General features: G+C 68.8%; 18 protein-coding genes. 12 read left to right on the top strand and 6 right to left on the bottom strand.

Annotated features, from left to right (window positions below; all coding sequences use genetic code 11):
* Positions 1-2: 2 nt before the first annotated feature.
* A complete protein-coding gene (locus tag AB0P21_RS34715) occupies positions 3-902 on the bottom strand; it encodes an NmrA/HSCARG family protein (RefSeq protein ID WP_363703295.1) in 900 nt (299 codons plus the stop codon).
* A gap of 126 nt (positions 903-1,028) precedes the next feature.
* Here AB0P21_RS34715 and AB0P21_RS34710 point away from each other — a divergent pair, with 126 nt between their 5' ends.
* Together AB0P21_RS34710 and AB0P21_RS34705 are read left to right on the top strand one after the other, a co-directional pair.
* The gene (locus tag AB0P21_RS34710; RefSeq protein WP_363702477.1) at positions 1,029-1,613 is read left to right on the top strand and encodes a helix-turn-helix domain-containing protein; all 585 of its coding nucleotides are present in this window, start codon (positions 1,029-1,031) and stop codon (positions 1,611-1,613) included.
* Positions 1,610-2,575, top strand: coding sequence for an alpha/beta hydrolase (locus tag AB0P21_RS34705; RefSeq protein WP_363702475.1), 966 nt, complete (start codon positions 1,610-1,612; stop codon positions 2,573-2,575). Before AB0P21_RS34710 ends, AB0P21_RS34705 begins: the two co-directional genes overlap by 4 nt.
* Here the strand turns inward: AB0P21_RS34705 and AB0P21_RS34700 are convergent.
* Complete coding sequence (locus AB0P21_RS34700) at positions 2,572-3,684, bottom strand: DNA alkylation repair protein (RefSeq protein WP_363702473.1); 1,113 nt, start codon at positions 3,682-3,684, stop codon at positions 2,572-2,574. The two genes, AB0P21_RS34705 and AB0P21_RS34700, sit on opposite strands and share 4 nt — an antisense overlap.
* 85 nt (positions 3,685-3,769) lie before the next feature.
* On the opposite strand from AB0P21_RS34700, the gene cobF reads away from it, so the two are divergent.
* The 3 genes from cobF to AB0P21_RS34685 all read left to right on the top strand — a co-directional run bounded on the left by cobF (position 3,770) and on the right by AB0P21_RS34685 (position 7,429).
* Complete coding sequence (gene cobF, locus AB0P21_RS34695) at positions 3,770-4,549, top strand: precorrin-6A synthase (deacetylating) (RefSeq protein ID WP_363702471.1); 780 nt, start codon at positions 3,770-3,772, stop codon at positions 4,547-4,549.
* Between the two features lie 130 nt (positions 4,550-4,679).
* The gene (locus AB0P21_RS34690) at positions 4,680-5,771 is read left to right on the top strand and encodes a glycoside hydrolase family 19 protein (protein WP_363702469.1); all 1,092 of its coding nucleotides are present in this window, start codon (positions 4,680-4,682) and stop codon (positions 5,769-5,771) included.
* A gap of 77 nt (positions 5,772-5,848) precedes the next feature.
* Positions 5,849-7,429 (top strand): carboxylesterase family protein, encoded by a 1,581-nt coding sequence (locus AB0P21_RS34685; protein ID WP_363702467.1) that lies wholly within the window; start codon positions 5,849-5,851, stop codon positions 7,427-7,429.
* Between the two features lie 6 nt (positions 7,430-7,435).
* Here AB0P21_RS34685 and AB0P21_RS34680 read toward each other — a convergent pair whose 3' ends face one another.
* The 3 genes from AB0P21_RS34680 to AB0P21_RS34670 form a co-directional block, all read right to left on the bottom strand.
* Positions 7,436-8,044: a TMEM175 family protein gene (locus AB0P21_RS34680; protein ID WP_363703293.1), complete on the bottom strand. Its 609-nt coding sequence runs from the start codon at positions 8,042-8,044 to the stop codon at positions 7,436-7,438.
* A gap of 2 nt (positions 8,045-8,046) precedes the next feature.
* Positions 8,047-9,459 (bottom strand): MFS transporter, encoded by a 1,413-nt coding sequence (locus tag AB0P21_RS34675; RefSeq protein WP_363702465.1) that lies wholly within the window; start codon positions 9,457-9,459, stop codon positions 8,047-8,049.
* Between the two features lie 79 nt (positions 9,460-9,538).
* Positions 9,539-10,018, bottom strand: coding sequence for a MarR family transcriptional regulator (locus tag AB0P21_RS34670; protein ID WP_363702463.1), 480 nt, complete (start codon positions 10,016-10,018; stop codon positions 9,539-9,541).
* A gap of 99 nt (positions 10,019-10,117) precedes the next feature.
* On the opposite strand from AB0P21_RS34670, the gene AB0P21_RS34665 reads away from it, so the two are divergent.
* From AB0P21_RS34665 to AB0P21_RS34635, 7 genes are all read left to right on the top strand, one after another.
* Positions 10,118-11,275, top strand: coding sequence for a N(5)-(carboxyethyl)ornithine synthase (locus AB0P21_RS34665; protein ID WP_363702461.1), 1,158 nt, complete (start codon positions 10,118-10,120; stop codon positions 11,273-11,275).
* A gap of 107 nt (positions 11,276-11,382) precedes the next feature.
* Complete coding sequence (gene cobG, locus AB0P21_RS34660; RefSeq protein WP_363702459.1) at positions 11,383-12,597, top strand: precorrin-3B synthase; 1,215 nt, start codon at positions 11,383-11,385, stop codon at positions 12,595-12,597.
* Positions 12,594-13,229 (top strand): precorrin-8X methylmutase, encoded by a 636-nt coding sequence (locus tag AB0P21_RS34655; protein ID WP_363702457.1) that lies wholly within the window; start codon positions 12,594-12,596, stop codon positions 13,227-13,229. Before cobG ends, AB0P21_RS34655 begins: the two co-directional genes overlap by 4 nt.
* Positions 13,226-14,752 (top strand): precorrin-2 C(20)-methyltransferase, encoded by a 1,527-nt coding sequence (locus AB0P21_RS34650; protein WP_363702455.1) that lies wholly within the window; start codon positions 13,226-13,228, stop codon positions 14,750-14,752. The genes AB0P21_RS34655 and AB0P21_RS34650 overlap by 4 nt, the downstream gene beginning before the upstream one ends.
* A 58-nt stretch (positions 14,753-14,810) precedes the next feature.
* Positions 14,811-15,464, top strand: coding sequence for a hypothetical protein (locus AB0P21_RS34645; protein WP_363702453.1), 654 nt, complete (start codon positions 14,811-14,813; stop codon positions 15,462-15,464).
* 63 nt (positions 15,465-15,527) lie between these two features.
* Positions 15,528-16,190, top strand: a complete 663-nt coding sequence (locus tag AB0P21_RS34640) for a hypothetical protein (RefSeq protein WP_363702451.1) — start codon at positions 15,528-15,530, stop codon at positions 16,188-16,190.
* 29 nt (positions 16,191-16,219) lie between these two features.
* A complete protein-coding gene (locus tag AB0P21_RS34635; RefSeq protein ID WP_363702449.1) occupies positions 16,220-17,281 on the top strand; it encodes an FAD-dependent oxidoreductase in 1,062 nt (353 codons plus the stop codon).
* On the opposite strand, the gene AB0P21_RS34630 is transcribed toward AB0P21_RS34635, so the two are convergent.
* Complete coding sequence (locus tag AB0P21_RS34630; protein ID WP_363702447.1) at positions 17,198-18,460, bottom strand: MFS transporter; 1,263 nt, start codon at positions 18,458-18,460, stop codon at positions 17,198-17,200. The genes AB0P21_RS34635 and AB0P21_RS34630 overlap by 84 nt on opposite strands.
* Between the last annotated feature and the right edge of the window lie 17 nt (positions 18,461-18,477).

Genomic DNA, 18,477 nt, shown 5'->3' with positions numbered 1-18,477 from the left:
GCTCAGGCGTCTGGGTGCAGGTTCAGCTGCGCCCAGTCGTCGAAGCTGGTGAGCGAGATCCCGAGCTCCCTCGCGTACTCCGGACGCGCGGGCATGCCCGTCACGTTCAGGCGCTCGTGCGAGGCGCCCATCTCCGGCATCCCGGCGGCGAGCGCCTGCTCCTCGTTCAGGTCCGGCGCCGAGAGTTGCGCGCCCAGCGCCCGGGACAACACCTCGGCGATCTCCGTCATCGACAGGTAGTCGCTGGCCAGTTCCAGCTCGACCTGATGGAACCTCTCCGGTGCGGTGAAGGCCGCGGCGGCTGCCGCGCCGATGTCGTCCACCGCGACCAAGGACACCTTCGTCTCTGGATTCAGGACGCTCACCAGGCCGCCCTCGATGCCGCGCGGGAAGAGGAACCGGACGGAGGGGAAGAAGTTCTCCATGAAGAAGCCGGGCTTGAGCAGGGTCCAGTGCTGGAAGCCGGCCTCCCGGACCAGGTCCTGGATCGCGGCCTTGGCGGTCATGGTCGGTTCCGCCGACGCCCAGCGGCCTTCGGCCCAGCCAGGCTCCTGAGTGTGCTGACCGGCCCCGGTGACCGAGGTGTGCACGAACTGCCGGACACCGGCCGCCTGCGCGGCCTCGACCAGATTGGTGCCTTGGGCAACCTCTCCGGCGTGGTCGAAGCCCTCGCCGGTGAACGCGGGCATCTGCACGGAGAAGACGGCGCGAGCGCCCTTGGCTGCTGCGATCACGGAATCGCGGTCGAGCAGGTCGCCCGTGACCAACTCCGCGCCTAGCGCCTCGACGGCTTTGGCGCGGTCGGTGGACGGGTCGCGCACCAGCGCGCGGACCGGAACGCCTGCCGCCAGCAGGGCTCGCGCGGTGGCGCCGCCTTGCTTGCCGGTGGCACCGGTGACCAGGACAAGGGTGGATTCCGTAGCCTTGCTGCTCCTCAGGGTACTAAACGGCGGGGCCCGCCGCTTCTCTTCCGCTACGATATGGCGGGGCCCACCACTTAGCAAGCCCGGATCGGAGAGGATGACGTCATGCCCGACCAGCAACGTGCCGATGCCCGGCGCAACTACGCGCGCATCCTCGAGGTGGCCGCCGACGAGGTGGCCGTCCACGGTGCCGCGGCCTCGCTGGAACAAATAGCCCGTACTGCGGGAGTCGGCTCAGCCACCGTTCGCCGGCACTTCCCCACTCGCCGCGTACTGCTGGAGGCGGTCTCCAAGTCGCGGATCGAGGCGCTGTGCGACCGCGCCCACGACCTGACCGGCAAGGGCGACAGCCGAGACGCGCTGCTGGAGTGGCTGCAGGCCGTCGTCGACTACTCGGTCTCCTCCCGTGGCCTGGCCGCAGCGCTGGGCTATGACAGCGAGGTGGCGGCCGACCCGATCCACGGCAACAGCTGCGCGGCCGCGATGGAAGACGCCGGCAACCCGCTGCTGCAGCGCGCAGTACAGGATGGGGCGGTGGCGGCCGACGTCACCATCGCCGAACTGATCACGCTGATCGTCGGCATCATCCTGGCCACCGAGAACTACCCCGACCCCGAGGCCGAAGCCACTCGCCTCTTCCAGCTGGCCATCGCCGGAATCAGCCCGATCGCTCGAGAAGGAAGCCGATGACGTTCACCTGGAAGCCCGACCTGCTCGGCGACGACTACCAGCAGCACACCATTGCCCTCGGCATCGATCCGGACGGGCAGGGCGAGGTCGAGGCGACCCTGGTACGCCGTACCGCGCCGAGCGAGCCCCGCCGCGTGGTGCTCTACGTGCACGGGTTCGCCGACTACTTCTTCCAGACCGAGCTGGCCGACTTCTTCACCGATCGCGGCTCGGCCTTCTATGCGGTCGACCTGCGCAAATGCGGCCGCGCCCGCCGCCCCGGTCAGACCGCTCACTACGTCTCCGACCTGGCCTTCTACGACAACGAGCTCGACCGGAGCCTCGACCTCGTCGCCGCCGAACACCCGGGCCTGCCGATCACGGTTGTCGCCCACTCGACGGGCGGGCTGATCGTGCCGCTCTGGCTGGATCGACGCCGCCGCAACGGGCAGACCAGCGCCATCGACGCGCTGGTGCTCAACAGTCCCTGGCTCGACCAGCAAGGCAGTGCGATGCTCCGCGGTCCGATCACCTGGGCGCTGGTCCCGCTCTCCCGCGTCATCCCGCAGCGCGTGTTGCCGGCTCCGCCCGGCGCGTACGGAAGCTCGATTCACGTCACCGGCACCGGTGAGTGGGACTTCGACACGACCTTGAAGCCGATCAAGGGTTTCCCGGTCACCGTCGGCTGGCTGAACGCCGTCCGCCGGGCTCACCGCAAGGTCCACCAGGGCATCGAGGTCGGCGTGCCGACGCTCGTCCTGCACTCCGAGAGGACCCACTTCTCGCGCACGTACATCGACGCCATCGACCGCGCGGACACTGTCCTGGACGTCCAGCAGATCGCCCGCTGGGCGCCGCGGCTCGGGGCGCACACCACCGTCGTGGTGATTCCTGACGCGCGCCACGACGTGTTTCTCAGTCAGGCCGGGCCCAAGGCCACGGCGTACCGCGCGGTCACCTCATGGCTGGACGGGGTCCACTAGGCGCGATCTCCCGGTGGGTGAGTGGAAAGGGTGAAGGTGGAGCGGCCGAAGCTCCGGCCGTTGATCTGCAGCTCCAGCGCGTGCTCGCCGGCGTAGTACCGGCGGGTGGAGATCGGCTTGAACGAGTGCAGTTTGGCGATCGTCGCCGACTCCCCCGGCGCGAGCGTCCGGGTGGTCAGCTTGAAGACCTTCGGCGCGAGCGTGCCGTTCGCCTTCACGTGGTGGACCACGTAGTCGATTGCCAAGCGCAACGATTCGGCACCCTGGTTGTGCGCGCTGAACTCGAACGCCAGCGACTCCCCCACCGCCACCGCCGGTACTGCGATCAGCGGCCCGTCGACCACGAGTCCGATGGGCGGCTGAAACCCCAGCAAAGCAAGGGCTCCTGGGTCCGCGGCTTTGATCAAGGTACGAAGCGCGTGCCGCACGAGGCGCTCGGTGGTCGGCGCAGGTGAGGCCAGCCAGTCGCCCGCGATCGCGACGGCCAGGGCCGGGTCGAGGCGGCTGAGGTCGTTCAGGTGATTGGCGACAGAGCGTCGTACGTACTCCGATTCGTCGCGCCGCAGCGCTTCGAGGATCGGCCGCGTCACGTCCGGCCGCTCGATCAGGCCGGGGACGCGTTTCGCCCACGGCAGCCGCGCCCGGGTGCCTTCGCTCGCGAGGCGGCGCACGTGCTCGTCAGGATGATCGGTCCACTGGGTGACCACCGCGAGGGTTCGGTCCAGATCTGCCGTCAGGAAAGTGCGCAGCGCGAACTCCCCGGTCAACCGCGAGGTCAGCTCCGACAGCAGTTCCAGCCCAGCCTCGAACTCCCCCGCCTCAGTGGCCCGTACTGCGACCGCCTCGGTGACCGGCCAGATCATCCAGCCCGTGAAATGAGGGTCGTCGAGCGCGGCGCGGAAGACCTTCTCGATCGGCGCGTACCCAGGTGGCAGGTCGGCGAGCAAGGCGTCACGGACGAGTCGCCCACGCTCGCTGAATGCCAGGCCGGCCAAGTGCTCGGGTGCCGCTTTGACGGCAGTGAGCTCCAGCGAGGGGGCGACCGCGCCCAGGCAGGTGCCCAGCGCAACCACGGACGCGGTACTGAGCATTTCTTCCGCAGTGGGCACGGTGACCTCTCGACGACGAAGTTACTTTCAAATTAGCAGTCACCGGCCGGACGGCCAACCACAGGCCCCCACTACCCTCGGCGCCATGAGGGAAATGAAGGTGATCGGGGTCGGCGCCGGCAATCCGGATCACGTCACGATCCAGGCCGTGAAGGCACTGAACCAGGTCGACGTGTTCTTCGTGCTCGACAAGGGCGAGGTCAAGCAGCAACTGGTCGACGTACGGTCGGAGATCCTGCGCGAGCACGCCGGCGAGCGCGAGTACCGGGTCGTCTTCGGGCAGGATCCCGAACGGGACCGCCGCAGCGACGCGTACGTCGAGTCGGTGGACGACTGGCGCCGGCGGCGGGCGGACGTCTGCGCGGACCTGATCGCCGCCGAACTCCAGGACGGCCAGGTCGGGGCCTTCCTGGTCTGGGGCGACCCGTCGCTCTACGACTCCACGCTGGCGATCCTGGACGACATCCTCGCCCGCGGCGAGCTGACCTTCGAGATCGAGGTGATCCCGGGGATCAGCAGCGTCTCCGCGCTCGCGGCCCGGCACCGGATCGGCCTCAACCAGGTCGGCCGGCCGGTCCAGATCACCACCGGCCGGCGGCTGGCGAAGAGCTGGCCGGACCAGGTCGACGACGTGGTGGTGATGCTCGACGCGCAGACCGCCTTCACCGAGCACACCGATCAGAAGGCCGACATCTACTGGGGCGCCTACCTGGGCACACCGGACGAGATGCTGATCGCCGGACCGCTGGCGGAGGTGGCCGAGGAGATCGTCGAACGGCGTGCGGAAGCGCGTCGGCGCAAGGGCTGGATCATGGATACCTATTTAATGCGCCGCGTACCGACAGAATTACCAAAGGATCTTTAGGAAGTCCAGAGCGGGCGCTCTTCTCCTCGCCGGACCAGCGGTTCTAGCCTGACCGAGCCACTCGTCCACCGCCCCCACATGACCCCGGCGCCGTCCCTACGTGCCCTGGTCAGGACAGAGGAGTCCCGCCATGAGGATCCCCCGTTTCGCGCGCGCTCTACCGGTCCTCGCGGCCGCCGGAGTGCTGCTCTCCCTGCTGGTCACCGCCCCCGCCGACGCCCGGGTCGACACCCCGGCCACGACCACCGCCACCCTGGCCTGCAACTATCCCAACTGGGTGGCCGGCGGCAACTACGTCACCGGCAACATCGTCAAGTACACCAACGGCCAGTACTACATCGCCGAGCACGACAACCCGGGCTACGACCCGATCATCAGCACCTGGTTCTGGGACCCGTTCACCTGTAGCGGCGGTGGGGATCCCGCACCGGCCTGCAACTACCCGAACTGGGTCGCCGGCGCCAACTACGTGACCGGCAACATCGTGAAGTACAACGGCGCGTACTACATCGCCGAACACGACAACCCGGGCTACGACCCGACCGTCAGCACCTGGTTCTGGGACCCGTACACCTGCAACGGCGGCGGTACTCCGCCGGCCGGCAGCTTCCCGGTGAGCGAGTCGCAGTTCAACTCGATGTTCCCGGGCCGGAACTCGTTCTACACCTACGCCGGCCTGGTCAGCGCCGCCGCGGCCTTCCCGGGCTTCACCACCACCGGTGACGACGCCATGAAGAAGCGCGAAGCCGCCGCCTTCCTGGCCAACGTGAACCACGAGACCGGCGGGCTGGTCTACATCAAGGAGATCAACGAGGCCGTCTACGGGAACTACTGCCACCCGGAGCTCCCGTACGGCTGCCCGGCCGGTCAGCGCGCGTACTACGGCCGCGGTCCGCTGCAGCTGAGCCACAACTTCAACTACAAGGCCGCCGGTGACTACCTCGGCATCGACCTGCTCGGAAACCCCTACCAGGTCGAGCAGAACGCGACCGTCTCGTGGAAGGCCAGCCTCTGGTACTGGAACACCCAGAGCGGTCCGGGCACGATGACGCCGCACAACGCGATCGTCAACGGCGCCGGCTTCGGTGAGACGATCCGCAGCATCAACGGATCGATCGAGTGCAACGGCGGCAACCCCGGCCAGGTCCAGGCCCGGGTCGATGCCTACCAGCGCTTCACCCAGACCCTGGGCGTCGCGCCGGGCAACAACCTCTACTGCTGAGGGTTAGACCAAAGGTGTAGAGGAACTAGCCGGGCGGCCGAAGCCGGTCCAGTAGGACCTGGCCGAGGCTGCAAGGCATGAAGACAAATCTCCGTAAGACCGTCCGGCTGGCAGCGGCGCTCGCGCTGCTGCCGGCCGGACTCCTTGTCAACAAAGCGACTGCGGCCGAGCCGGACGTAGTACGCACCGACGCCGGACTCCTGCGGGGGCACACCACCGACACCAGCAAGGTCTTCAACGGCATCCCGTACGCCGCTCCGCCGGTGCAGGCGCTGCGCTGGAAGTCACCGCAACCCGTGAAGCCCTGGGCAGGAGTCCGGGACGCAACGAACCTCTCCAGCGCTTGCCCACAACAGGACAACCCCGAAGCACCCGGCGGCTCCACCAACGAGGACTGCCTCTACCTGAACGTCACCACGCCCAAGCAGCAGTCGGCCAAGCCCCGCGCCGTCATCGTGTGGATCCCCGGCGGCGGCTTCTTCTCCGGCGCCGGGAACAGCTACGAGGCGTCGAAGCTGGCTGCCCGCGGCGATGTGGTCGTGGTGACGGTCAACTACCGGCTGGGGATCTTCGGCTTCTTCGGATACCCCGGGCTGCCCGGCTCCGGCACTTACGGCATCCAGGACCAGCAAGCAGCGCTTCGCTGGGTCCAGCGGAACGCCCGGGCCTTCGGCGGCGACCCGCGCAACGTCACTGTGGCAGGCGAATCAGCAGGCGGTATGAGTGTGTGCGCACAGCTCACCTCACCGACCGCTACTGGCCTGTTCGCGAAGGCGGTCATGCAGAGCGGCTCCTGCGCTTTCAACTGGCCGCGCAGCAGCCAGTACCCGGGACAGGCGGCTGACTCGCCGTGGGTCTCGCAGAGCGCTGTGCAGCGGACCGGCAAGGAGTGGGCTGCTGGCAAGCAATTGCAGTGCAAACCGGGTCAGCAGACTTTGGAGTGCCTGCGCGCGACTGATCCAGCAGTACTGGTTGCGGACACGTTGCAGTTCACCCAGCCGGCGTACGGCGGTACCGCGGTGTTGCCGTTGAACCCGGCTAAGGCGATGAAGGCTGGGCTGTTCCACCGGGTGCCTATGCTGTCGGGGAACAACCACGACGAGGCATCGGCCTGGTTGAGCGCATTCAACGGTGGCGTGCTCACGGATGCGGACTACCCGCGACTGGTGACCGACATGGTCGGCGCCAAGGACGCCCGGAAGGTACTGCGTGAGTACCCACTCGCGCAGTACGGGACTGCGGCGGCTGCTTGGACTGCGGTGACGACGGATCGGGTCTGGTCGTGCACGCAGGTCGCCAATGATCAGCAGGCGGCTCGGAAGGTGCCTGTGTACGCGTACGAGTTCGCGGACAAGCACTCGCCGCTGGCTCAACCGGGACAAGGCGCTGCGCATGCGGTGGAGTTGCCGTACCTGTTCAGCCTTGGTGGGTACGAGTTCCCGTTGACTGCGACACAGCAGCGGCTGTCGGAGCAGATGATCGACTACTGGACGGCGTTCGCCCGTACCGGCGACCCCAACGGTGTCGGGCGACCCCATTGGGCACCGGCCGGCAGAGGTGAAGTCAGAGGGCTCTCACTGGCGCCGAGTGACCAGGGAGGCATCAAGCGGGTCAACCTGAGCAGCGAACACCACTGCTCCTTCTGGGCCGGCCTCTAACGGTCCCTACGCGCTCTTCTTGCTGAACCACGCAACGATCTTGGTGTCGAACGCGGTCAGGATCAGCAGCAGGAGCGCGTAGAACCGCACCCCGGGCACGAACGCGGCGAGCAGGAAGGCCACCGTGGTGAGGCCGGTGAAGCCGCAGGCGCCGATCACCTCGTTGCGGGTGACCGGGTTCGACTCCTGCTCGAGCTCCTTGTGGTTGCGGATCAGCAGCGTCAGTCCCAGCTGGCAGATGCTCAGGGCAAGCAACGTGCCGATGTAGACCCCGGCGGTGAACCGCGTGCTCGGGTAGGTGCCGACGATCTCGGTCGGGAACGGCAGCACCACGATGCAGAGCAGCCAGAGCATGTTCAGCTGGATCAGCCGGGTGTTGTAGGCCTTCACGTGCTCGAAGATCGAGTGGTGGATCAGCCAGAACCGGGAGATCACCACGAAGCTCAGCAGGAAGCCGTAGATCTGCGGCTCGTGCTCGGTGATCACCGCCCGGGCGTCCAGGCCCTCGCTCTGCGACTCGGTGACCACCTCGACCAGCGGCAGGATCAGCAGCGTGACGGCGATCGCCACCACCGCGTCGGTGAACAGCACCAGCCGGTCGGGATTTCTCGTCATGCTCACGGCCGACCACGGTAGCGCAGCAACAGCGCGGTACCGACGACCAGTGCCGCGAGGACAAAGGCCGACGCGGCAACGAACGCCACGCTGTACCCGTCGCGCAACGCGGCGACCGGATCTGCCCCGGCCGAGACCTGTACTGCGGTGCGCGACGCGGCCAGGGTCGCCAGTACCGCAGTACCGACTGCTGCTCCGGCTTGCTGGGCCGTGTTGTTGAGGCCGGATGTCAGGCCGGCATCAGTCGGCTCCGCACCGGACATGGCGAGCATGATCGCTGCCGGGATCGCCACACCGGTCCCGGCACCGACCAGGAGGAGTGGGGTGACGACATTGGTCAGGTAGGAGCCGTGGACCGGCGCCTGGCTCATCAGCAGGAGCGCTGCGAGGAGGGCGGCGAGTCCGGCCAGCAGGATCGGGCGACTGCCGAAGTGGGCGATCAGGCGCGGCCCGAGGAACAGGGACATCACTGCGCCGAGGATCGGTGCGGGGAGGAAGGCCAGGCCGGTCTGAAGGGAGTCGAAGCCCAGTACTCGTTGCAGGTAGAGGGCGGTCATGAACTGGAAGCCGAAGCCTGCGGCGAACAGCAGGACGACGACCAGGTTGGACAGAGTCACTTGGGAATTGCGGAAGATGTGCAGGGACAGCAGGGGCTGGGTGGCGCGGGCTTGGCGTAGTACGAAGCCTGCAAGGAGTACTAGCGAGACAGCGGCCAGCAGGAGGGTTCGGGGCAGGGCTGCGGTCGGCTCGGCGGTCTGGACGATCGTGTAGACGGCCAGTGAGAGGCCAGCGGTCACCAGGACTGCGCCCAGGACGTCAGCGCCTTTGCTGAGGCCGAGACCAGGTTGGGTCCGCAGAAGCCGCAGCGCGAGCACCAGCGAGACCACGCCGATCGGGACGTTGATCAGGAACGACCAGTGCCAGCCGACGGTCTGGGTGATCACACCGCCGAGGATGAGCCCGATCGAGGCGCCGCTGGCCGACGTGAAGCCGTAGACGCCCATCGCTCGCGCCTGGTCGCCCGGCGCCGGGTAGAGGCCGACGATCATGCCGAGGATCACTGCGGACGCCAGGGCGCCGCCGACGCCTTGCAGGAAGCGACCGGCGAGCAGCAGCTCGGAGGTGGTCGCGAGGCCGCAGAGCAGGGAGGCCGCTGTGAAAACAGCCAGGCCGGCGACGAAGACCCGCTTGCTGCCGATCAGGTCGCCGATCCGGCCGGCCAGCAGGAGCAGGCCGGCGAAGGCGATCAGGTAGGAGTTCATCACCCAGGCGAGGCCGGCCTGCGAGAAGCCGAGGTCGCTCTGGATGGTCGGCAGCGCGACCGTCACGACGGTCCCGTCGAGGATGATCATCAGCTGCATGACGCAGAGCACGGCGAGCGCTCGGGCTCGGGGCGGCGCGGTCGTGGTGGTCATCGGGCGTCTCCTTGTCGCCGGCGGGCAGGACAAGAGAGACGTTAGCAGATAGTTTTGTAGTAGACGATCTTTTAGCGGATCATAAGCGCTGCCGTGCACGGCGTACCGGCTGGGCTTCGACGGGGGTGGCCAGGTGGCCACCGACAAGCTCGGCGAGTGCGTCGGCGAAGGGCTTGCGCTGCGAGGCGGCGAGGGCGGCCAGTGCTTCACCGTGCACGCGGTCGACGATCCGCTGCCCCTCCGCGGCCGCCTCGGCGCCATGTGGCGTGACGGCGATGATCCGCGCCCGGCGGTCGGTCTGCGACGGCTTGCGCTCGGCGAAACCGGCCTTCTCCAAGGCGTCCACGGTGCCGACCATGGTGGTCTTGTCGAGATAGGCGAGCTCGGCCAGCTGGATCTGGGTCCGCTCACCCTCGAGCGCGTAGAGCAGTACGCACTGCATCCGCGGGGTCAGTCCGACCTCGGCGAGGGCCGCGGTCAGCTGGGTCTCCAGCACGTGACCGGCATGCTTGAGCAGCCCGGTCAGGTCCGGCACGGTACGTAACGGAGTCTCGGCCATACCGATCATCCTAGCCAGGATCATCTACTTCCGGATGATCCTGTGGACCTGGCTGTCAGCTGTGATGTGCTAAACAGGCGGTAACCAAAGGGGCCGATCGTGGACCAGTTAACTCTCGGCGTCGTCGGCCGTTCTCGCAAGGAGAACGAGCACCGGCTGCCGATCCATCCGCACCATTTCGAGCGTATCGACGAGGATCTGCAACAGCGGATCTACCTGGAGTCCGGGTACGGCGAACAGTTCGGGATCTCCGACGCCGAGCTGTCCCGGTCCGTAGCCGGCGTCCTCGACCGGGAACAGCTGATCGCCAGGACCGACGTCGTACTGCTGCCCAAGCCGCAACCCGAGGACCTGGCCGAGCTGCGCTCCGGCCAGGTGCTCTGGGGCTGGCCGCACTGCGTCCAGGACGACAAGGTGACCCAGCTCGCGATCGACCGCGACCTCACCCTGATCGCCTTCGAGGCGATGAACCACTGGACCGAGGACGGCCGGTTCAACCTGCACGTCTTCCACAAGAACAACGAGCTGGCCGGCTACTGCTCGGTGCTGCACGCGCTGGAGATGATCGGCTCGACCGGCGACTACGGCCGCAAGCTGAACGCCGCCGTGATCGGCTTCGGCGCCACCGCCCGCGGCGCGGTGACCGCGCTGTCGGCGCACGGGATCCACGACGTCGACATCCTGACCGGCCGCGGCGTCACCGCGGTCAGCTCACCGATCCACTCGGCCCGGATGATCCAGTTCGACCACGACGACGCGGACGACGACAGCTCCGGCCCGCGCCGCAGCTACGCGCTGACCGATCCCGGCCGGGTGCCGCTGGCCGATTTCCTGGCCGAGCACGACATCGTCGTGAACTGCGTGCTGCAGGACCCGGACGCGCCGCTGACCTTCCTGATCGAGGAGGACCTGGCCCAGTTCGCGCCGGGCAGCCTGATCGTCGACGTCTCCTGCGACCTGGGGATGGGGTTCAGCTGGGCCCGGCCGACCACCTTCGCCGAGCCCACCTTCACGGTCGGTCACAACGTCACGTACTACGGCGTCGACCACACCCCGTCGTACCTGTGGAACTCGGCCACCTGGGAGATCAGCGAGGCCCTGCTGCCCTACCTGCGGACCGTGCTCGACGGCCCGGAGGCCTGGCACGCCGACACCACGATCCAGCGCGCCATCGAGATCGAGGGCGGCCGGATCCGCAACCCCGGCATCCTGTCGTTCCAGAACCGCTCCCCCGAGCACCCGCACCAGCACCTCTGACCCGTACTGCGTCGCGCAGCGGCTGACCGGTCGGCCGCGCCGCGGCTGACCGGTCGCCGGACCGGTCGGCCGGGGGCGGATTCCCGCCGGGAAGTAGCATCACGGCCGTGGGGCCTCGTGAAAGAACTGTGCCGGACCGCTGTCCGGGCGTGCTGGCCGTGCACGAGGCCGCCGACGGCGGACTGGCACGGGTGCGGCTGCCCGGCGGGGTGCTGAGCCCTTCGCAGCTGCGGGTGCTGGTCGGTGCGGCGGTGGAGCTCGGTGATGGTCACCTGGAGCTCACTTCGCGGGCCAATGTGCAGCTCAGGGCGCTGAAGGCTGGGGCGCCGGTGGAGTTGTCGGATCGGTTGTATGCGGCTGGGTTGTTGCCGTCGCTCAGTCATGAGCGGGTGCGGAACATCTTGGCGTCGCCGCTGTCGGGGCTTGATGGGGTTGGCCGGTGTGATGTGCTGCCGGTGGCTCGTGAGCTGGACGAGTTGTTGTGTGCGCGGGCGGGGTTGGCTGAGTTGCCGGGGCGGTTCTTGTTTGCGCTGGATGACGGGCGTGGGGATCTGGCGTCGGTCGAGGCTGATGTTGCGGTGCGGATGGTTGACGGGGCGAGTGGGGAGTTGGTGCTCGCGGGGGTTGCTACTGGGGTTGTGGTGGCGGTTGAGCGGGTGGCTGAGGTGATGGTTGCTCTGGCTGAGGCGTTCTTGGTTGAGCGTGGTGATGCTTGGCGGCTTGGGGAGCTGTCGGATGGTCCGCGGCTGGTGCTGGAGCGGGTGGAGTCGGCAGGTCAGACGCAGTTGTGGTCGGCAGGGCGCGGGGTAGGTGGTGACGCCTCGGGTGCGGGTGGGACGGTGGGGGCCGGGCCGGCGGAGGCTGGTGTTTTTAGAAGACGGGACGGCGGGGCCGGGTTGGTTGCGGGGGTTCCGTTGGGGGTGCTTGAGGCTGAGCAGGCTCTGGCGCTCGCGGAGGTTGGTGAGGAGCTGCGGGTTACCCCTTGGCGCAGCGTGGTTGTGGGGCGGGTGGACGATGTCGACGGTGCTGTGCGGCGACTGACCAGGCTTGGGCTGGTGCTGGAGGCGGGGTCGCCGTGGAACGGGGTGACCTCGTGTGCGGGGCGGCCGGGATGTGCGAAGGCGCTGGCCGACGTGCGCGGAGATGCGCGGCGCGTAGTACCGGGGTGGGGCGCTGGGCGGCGGATGGTGCACTGGTCCGGGTGTGAGCGGCGGTGCGGGCGGCCTGGTGGGGAGTTCGTGGATGTGCTGGCGCTGGCGGAGGGCGGCTACTCGGTGGACGGGGTCGCGATGGACGTTGACGAAGTGAGGGCGGCACAGTGAGTGAGCAGTACGAGTACGTGACGGATGGCGCCGAGATCTATCGCCGGTCGTTCGCGACGATTCGCGGTGAGGCTGCGCTCGACGGGCTGCCTGGTGACGTCGCGCAGGTCGCGGTGCGGATGATCCACGCCTGCGGGATGACCGATCTGGTGCAGGATCTCGCCTGGTCCCCCGGTGTGGTGAAGGCCGCCCGGACTGCGCTGCAGGCGGGTGCGCCGATCCTGTGTGACGCGGCGATGGTCGCGGCCGGGGTGACCCGCAAGCGGCTGCCGGCGGACAACGAGGTCGTCTGCACGCTGAGCGATCCGTCGGTGCCTGAGCTGGCCAAGCAACTGGGTACGACGCGGAGCGCCGCAGCGCTCGATCTGTGGACCGATCAGCTGGCCGGATCGGTGGTTGCTATCGGCAACGCTCCGACCGCGTTGTTCCGGCTGCTCGAGCTGATCCGCGACGGCGCGCCGCGGCCTGCCGCGGTACTGGGGATTCCGGTCGGGTTCATCGGCGCCGCGGAGTCCAAGGAGGCACTGGCCGGCAACGACCTGGGGCTGGAGTACCTGGTCGTGCGGGGCCGACGGGGTGGCAGCGCGATCACGGCTGCCGCCATCAACGCGATCGCGAGCGAGGACGAATGACCGGACGGCTCTGGGGGGTCGGGCTCGGCCCGGGCGACCCCGAACTCGTGACCGTGAAGGCGGCCCGGCTGATCGGCGAGGCGGACGTCGTCGCGTACCACGCGGCCCGGCACGGCCGCAGCATCGCGCGGTCGGTGGCAGCGCCGTACCTGCGGGAGGGGCAGCTCGAGGAGCTGCTCCGCTATCCGCTGACCACGGAGACCACTGATCATCCGGGTGGCTACCAGGGCGCGATGGACGACTTCTACGCCGAGTGCGCTGCCCGGCTGGCCGCGCATCTCGATGCCGGCCGCAATGTCGTCGTACTGGCCGAGGGCGATCCGTTGTTCTACGGCTCCTACATGCACATGCACAAGCGGCTGACCGATCGCTACGACTGTGAGGTCGTGCCAGGCGTGACCTCGGTGAGCGCGGCTGCTGCTGTGCTCGGTCGGCCGCTGTGCGAGCGCGACGAGATCCTGACCATCCTGCCGGGCACGCTGCCGCCCGACGTACTGGCTGAGCGGCTGCGCACCACGGATGCGGCGGCGGTGATGAAGCTGGGGAGGACCTTCACCGGAGTACGGGAGGCATTTGAGCAGTCGGGCCGGGCCGAAGAGGCCTGGTACGTCGAGCGGGCGACCACGGACGCCCAGCGCACTGCCCCGCTCAAGGACGTCGACCCGGACACCGTGCCGTACTTCTCTCTCGCGCTGCTCCCCAGCCCGATCAACAACCCGCTGCCCGCTGCTGAGCGCATCAAGACCACCGAGGGCTCAGTAACGGTTGTAGGCCTCGGGCCGGCCGGACCCGAGTGGATGACGCCACAGGTCCGCGCTGCGATCGCCGAGGCCGACGACCTGATCGGCTACGGCCCGTACGTCGACCGGCTGCCCGACCGGGCGCGGCAACGCAAGCACGCATCCGACAACAAGGTGGAGTCCGAGCGCGCCGCCTTCGCCCTCGACCTGGCCCGCAAGGGTTCGCGGGTCGTCGTGGTCTCGTCCGGCGACCCGGGCGTCTTCGCGATGGCGAGCGCGGTCACCGAGGTCGCCGCCGAACCGGAGTACGCCGATATCGCTGTCACCGTGCTGCCGGGGATGACCGCGGCGCAGGCCGTCGCCAGCCGCGTGGGTGCGCCGCTGGGCCACGACTACTGCGTGCTGTCGCTGTCGGACCGGCTCAAGCCGTGGGAGGTGATCGCTGCCCGGCTGACGGCCGCAGCGGCCGCCGACCTCGCTATCGCGATCTACAACCCGGCCTCCAAGTCCCGCACCTGGCAGGTCGGCGCCACCCGTGACCTCCTGCTCGAGCACCGCGCTCCGACCACCCCGGTGGTGATCGGGCGCGACGTGGGCGGCCTGAACGAGTCCATCACCGTCACCACGCTGGCCGAGCTGGACCCGGCGCAGGTTGACATGCGCTGCCTGTTGCTGATCGGCTCGTCGCAGACCCGGACGGCCGACCGTGACGGCGGGCAGTTGGTGTTCACTCCGCGCCGCTACCCGCAGAACCCGGTTAATTCCTCCCCAGACCTGGCATGAGTCGGACGCCTCGCGGGTAGGGCCCCGGCCGCAGGGCGGACTCGTGAGGAGAACTGCAGTGGAGCACACCAGCACCATTCCCAAGCTCGAGGCCGACTCGACGACCCAGCGGTACGAGGAGGCGCGGGCGGCCGCGCACCGGGCGATGACCAGCGTCACGCTGGTGCCCGACCAGCCGCAGCCGGCCACGGACCCCGACCGCTTGTCCTACCGGGGCTTCAAGTTCGGCGCCGCGTTCTTCGGCTGGCTGATCATGGGCTCGATGGTGGTGCTGCTCAGCGCGCTGGTGGTCGGGATCATGGTCGGGACCGCCCTGGTGCTGGGCTACGACCGGCTCGACGTCGAGCGAGAGGCTGGTACCGCGGCGATCACCGGCGCGGTCATCGTCGTGGTGCTGCTGTCGCTGGCGTTCTACACCGGCGGGTACGTGGCCGGCCGGCTGGCCCGGTTCGACGGCGCCCGGCAGGGGTTCGGCGTCTGGATGATCACCTTCCTGCTGCTCGTCGTCGCCTCCTCGGCCGGCGCGTTCCTGAACAGCCAGTACGACCTGACCGGCCGGGTCGACCGCCCCGAGGTCGCGATCAGCAACGACAGCCTGCTGACCGGCGGGCTGATCACCGCCGCCGCGCTGCTGATGCTCCCGCTGCTGTTCTCCCTGCTCGGCGGCCGGACCGGCCAGCGCTACCACGAGAAGATCGACGCTCTGCTCTGAGACGAATACGGGCGGGTACCAGGCTGGCACGACGGGGCTGTCGCAGCGTGAGGAGACGGCGAAATGGTTCAGCAGTACCGGGACGACCCTGACACCCAGCAGTCCACCAGCACTGGTCCGGCCAAGCAGTTCACCGAGGACACCACGACGCTGGAGCGCACGCCGGCCGCGCACCGCGCCGATGTGAAGACCTCCACGGCGGCCGAGGTCAATCCGGTGTTCCGGGGCTTCAAGTCCGGCGCCGCGTTCTTCGGCTGGCTGATCGCGATCGGCCTGACCGTGCTGCTGACCGGAGTGCTCAGCGCGATCGCCGCGGCGGTCGACTACGCGATCACCATCGACCGCTCGATGGCCGAGGAGAACGCCGGCACCATCGGCCTGGTCTCCGGCATCCTGCTGGTGCTGATGATGGCGGTCGCCTACTACAACGGCGGGTACGTCGCCGGCCGGCTGGCCCGTTTCGACGGTGCCCGGCAAGGCCTGGGCGTCTGGGCGATCGGCCTGGTCGTGACGCTGGTCGTCGCCGGGATCGGCGCGCTCGCGGGCTCGCAGTACGACGTACTGGATCGGGTCGACCTGCCGTCCATCCCGATCGCCGACGAGGACCTGACCACGGGCAGCCTGATTCTGGGCGCCGCGGTGCTGGTGGTCAGCCTGCTGGCCGCGGTGATCGGCGGCAAGGCCGGGCAGCGCTACCACAAGCGGATCGACAACAGCTGGGAGTAAATCCGGTCGGCCCGGCTGTTGCACCTGGTGTGAAGAAGACCCAGGTGGTGGTGATCGGAGCCGGCCAGGCCGGACTCTCGGCGGCGTACCACCTGGTCCGAATGGGCTTCAGCCGGTACGACGGAGTCGTGGTGCTCGACCGCAACCCGGCTCCCGGCGGCGCCTGGCAGCATCGCTGGAACTCGCTGACCATGCACGACGTGCACGGGATCGCGAACCTGCCTGGCGTCGCAGTACCGGAGAGCTCGGACGACGAGCGGGCCAACGAGTTTGTGCCGCGGTACTTCGCGGACTACGAGGCGCGGTTCGAGCTGCCGGTGGTGCGGCCGGTGATCGTGGAGAGTGTGCGCCGCTCCGGTGAGATTTTCGAACTCACGACGGATCACGAGAGCTACCAGGCCGAGGCGATCGTCAATGCGACCGGCACCTGGAACCGCCCGTTCGTGCCTTGGTATCCCGGGATCGAGACGTTCAAGGGCCGGCAGTTGCACACTTCGGACTACGACGGCGCCGAGAAGTTCGCGGGTCAGCACGTGCTGGTGGTCGGTGGCGGCGCTTCCGCTGTCCAGTTGCTCGCCGAGATCTCGGAGTACGCCGAGACGACCTGGGCGACGCGGCGGCCGCCGGAGTGGCGCAAACCGGGTGAGGAGTTCGGACCGGAGATCGGGCGGCAGATCATCGCCAAGGTGGAGGAGCGGGTCCGGGCCGGGCTGCCGCCGAAGAGCGTGGTCGCGGTGACGGGTCTGCAGCTGCGGGAGCAGGAGCAGGCGGCGTACCGGAAGGGTGTTTACACGCGGCTGCCGATGTTCCAGCGGATCACGCCTGACGGGGTCGAGTGGGCCGACGGGCGGGCCGAGAGGTTCGACGCGATCCTGTGGGCGACCGGGTTCCGCGCCGACCTGGCGCACCTCGCGCAGTTGCACCTGCGCGAGCCTTCCGGCGGGATCCGGATGGACGGCACTCACACGGTGCTGGAGCCCCGCGTGCACCTGGTCGGCTACGGCCCCTCAGCCAGCACGATCGGCGGTAACCGGGCCGGCTTCGCCGCCGCCCGGCAGCTCCGCGACCTGCTGCAGCCCGTCGCTGTCTGACCTGGCCCGGCGGACCACGACCGGGATGAAGGCGCCGGCCAGCAGGAAGATAGTGGCCGTGAGCAACCATCCTGGCCAGCCCCAGCTGACCGCGACGACGGTGAGCACGAACGGCGCGATCAGGTCGCCGAGCTGATGACCCATCGCGTAGGCGCCCTGGTACTGGCCCTGCGCTCCGGCCGGCGCCAGTTCGAAGCTGATTCCCCAGCCGCCCGCCGACTGCAGCATCTCCCCCAGCACGTGCACGATCGCGGCCAGCACCAGCAAGGCGATCGTCACCGCGCCTGACGTCACGTCGGTCACCGCCAGTACCGCGCAGGCGAGCGCGAGCAGCAGCCCGGCGCGACGGCCGGCCTGAGCGGCGCCGGCCAGGTGTTCGGTGCCTCGGGCAACCCTGATCTGCAGCAGGATCACCGCGATCGCGTTCGTCACCAGCAACACCGAGATCAGCCAGGTCGGGGCGTCGGTCGCGGTCGCCACCCAGAGCGGGATGGCGATCTGGGCCATCGCGTTGTGCATGCTGAGCAGGCCGTCGAGGCCGACGAAGACCAGGAACGGCCGGTCCCTCAGCGCGGTGAGCCCTGACGGACCCGTTGCCCTGGGCACCGGTGGGAGTTTCGGCATGCCCCAACGGACCAGCGCGGCCGTGACCAGGTACGTCGCCGCGTTGGCGAGCAGCGCGATCACGTAGACCTCGCGGCGGTCGACGGCGAGCACGATCCCGGCCAGGCCCATCCCGACGCCCATCCCGATGTTCGTCGTCACCCGCAGGATCGCCCGGGTCCGGACCCGCTGGTCGGCCGGCGCCAGGCCGGCGATCAGCGCGCCCTTCGCGCCGCGCTGGCCGGAGTCAGCGATCGCTGTGACCGCCGCGACCGCGACGTACAGGGGGAAGGAGCGGACCTGGGTCAGCGCGGTCATCGTGACGGCCTGAAGCAACAGGAACACGACGTACGCGCGGTTGGGGCCGAGCCGGTCGGCGACGACGCCCAGCGGTGTGCTGACGATCAGGCCGACCAGCCCGGCGATGGTCAGGCCGACCCCGACGTGGGCCACCGACAGGCCGGCGATACGGGTCAGGTACAGCGCGCCGACGGCGGCGTACACGCCGTTGCCGAACGTGTTGACCAGGGTCGCGGCGATCAGCCGGCGGACCTCCGGCGGGAGGGAGGAGCTCATGGCTGCCAGCCAACCTC

It is taken from the genome of Kribbella sp. NPDC056861 (genome assembly GCF_040687575.1).
Lineage (GTDB): Bacteria > Actinomycetota > Actinomycetes > Propionibacteriales > Kribbellaceae > Kribbella.
The sequence above is the reverse complement of the archived record's forward strand: the minus strand, read 5'-3'. Positions and strand labels throughout refer to the sequence as shown.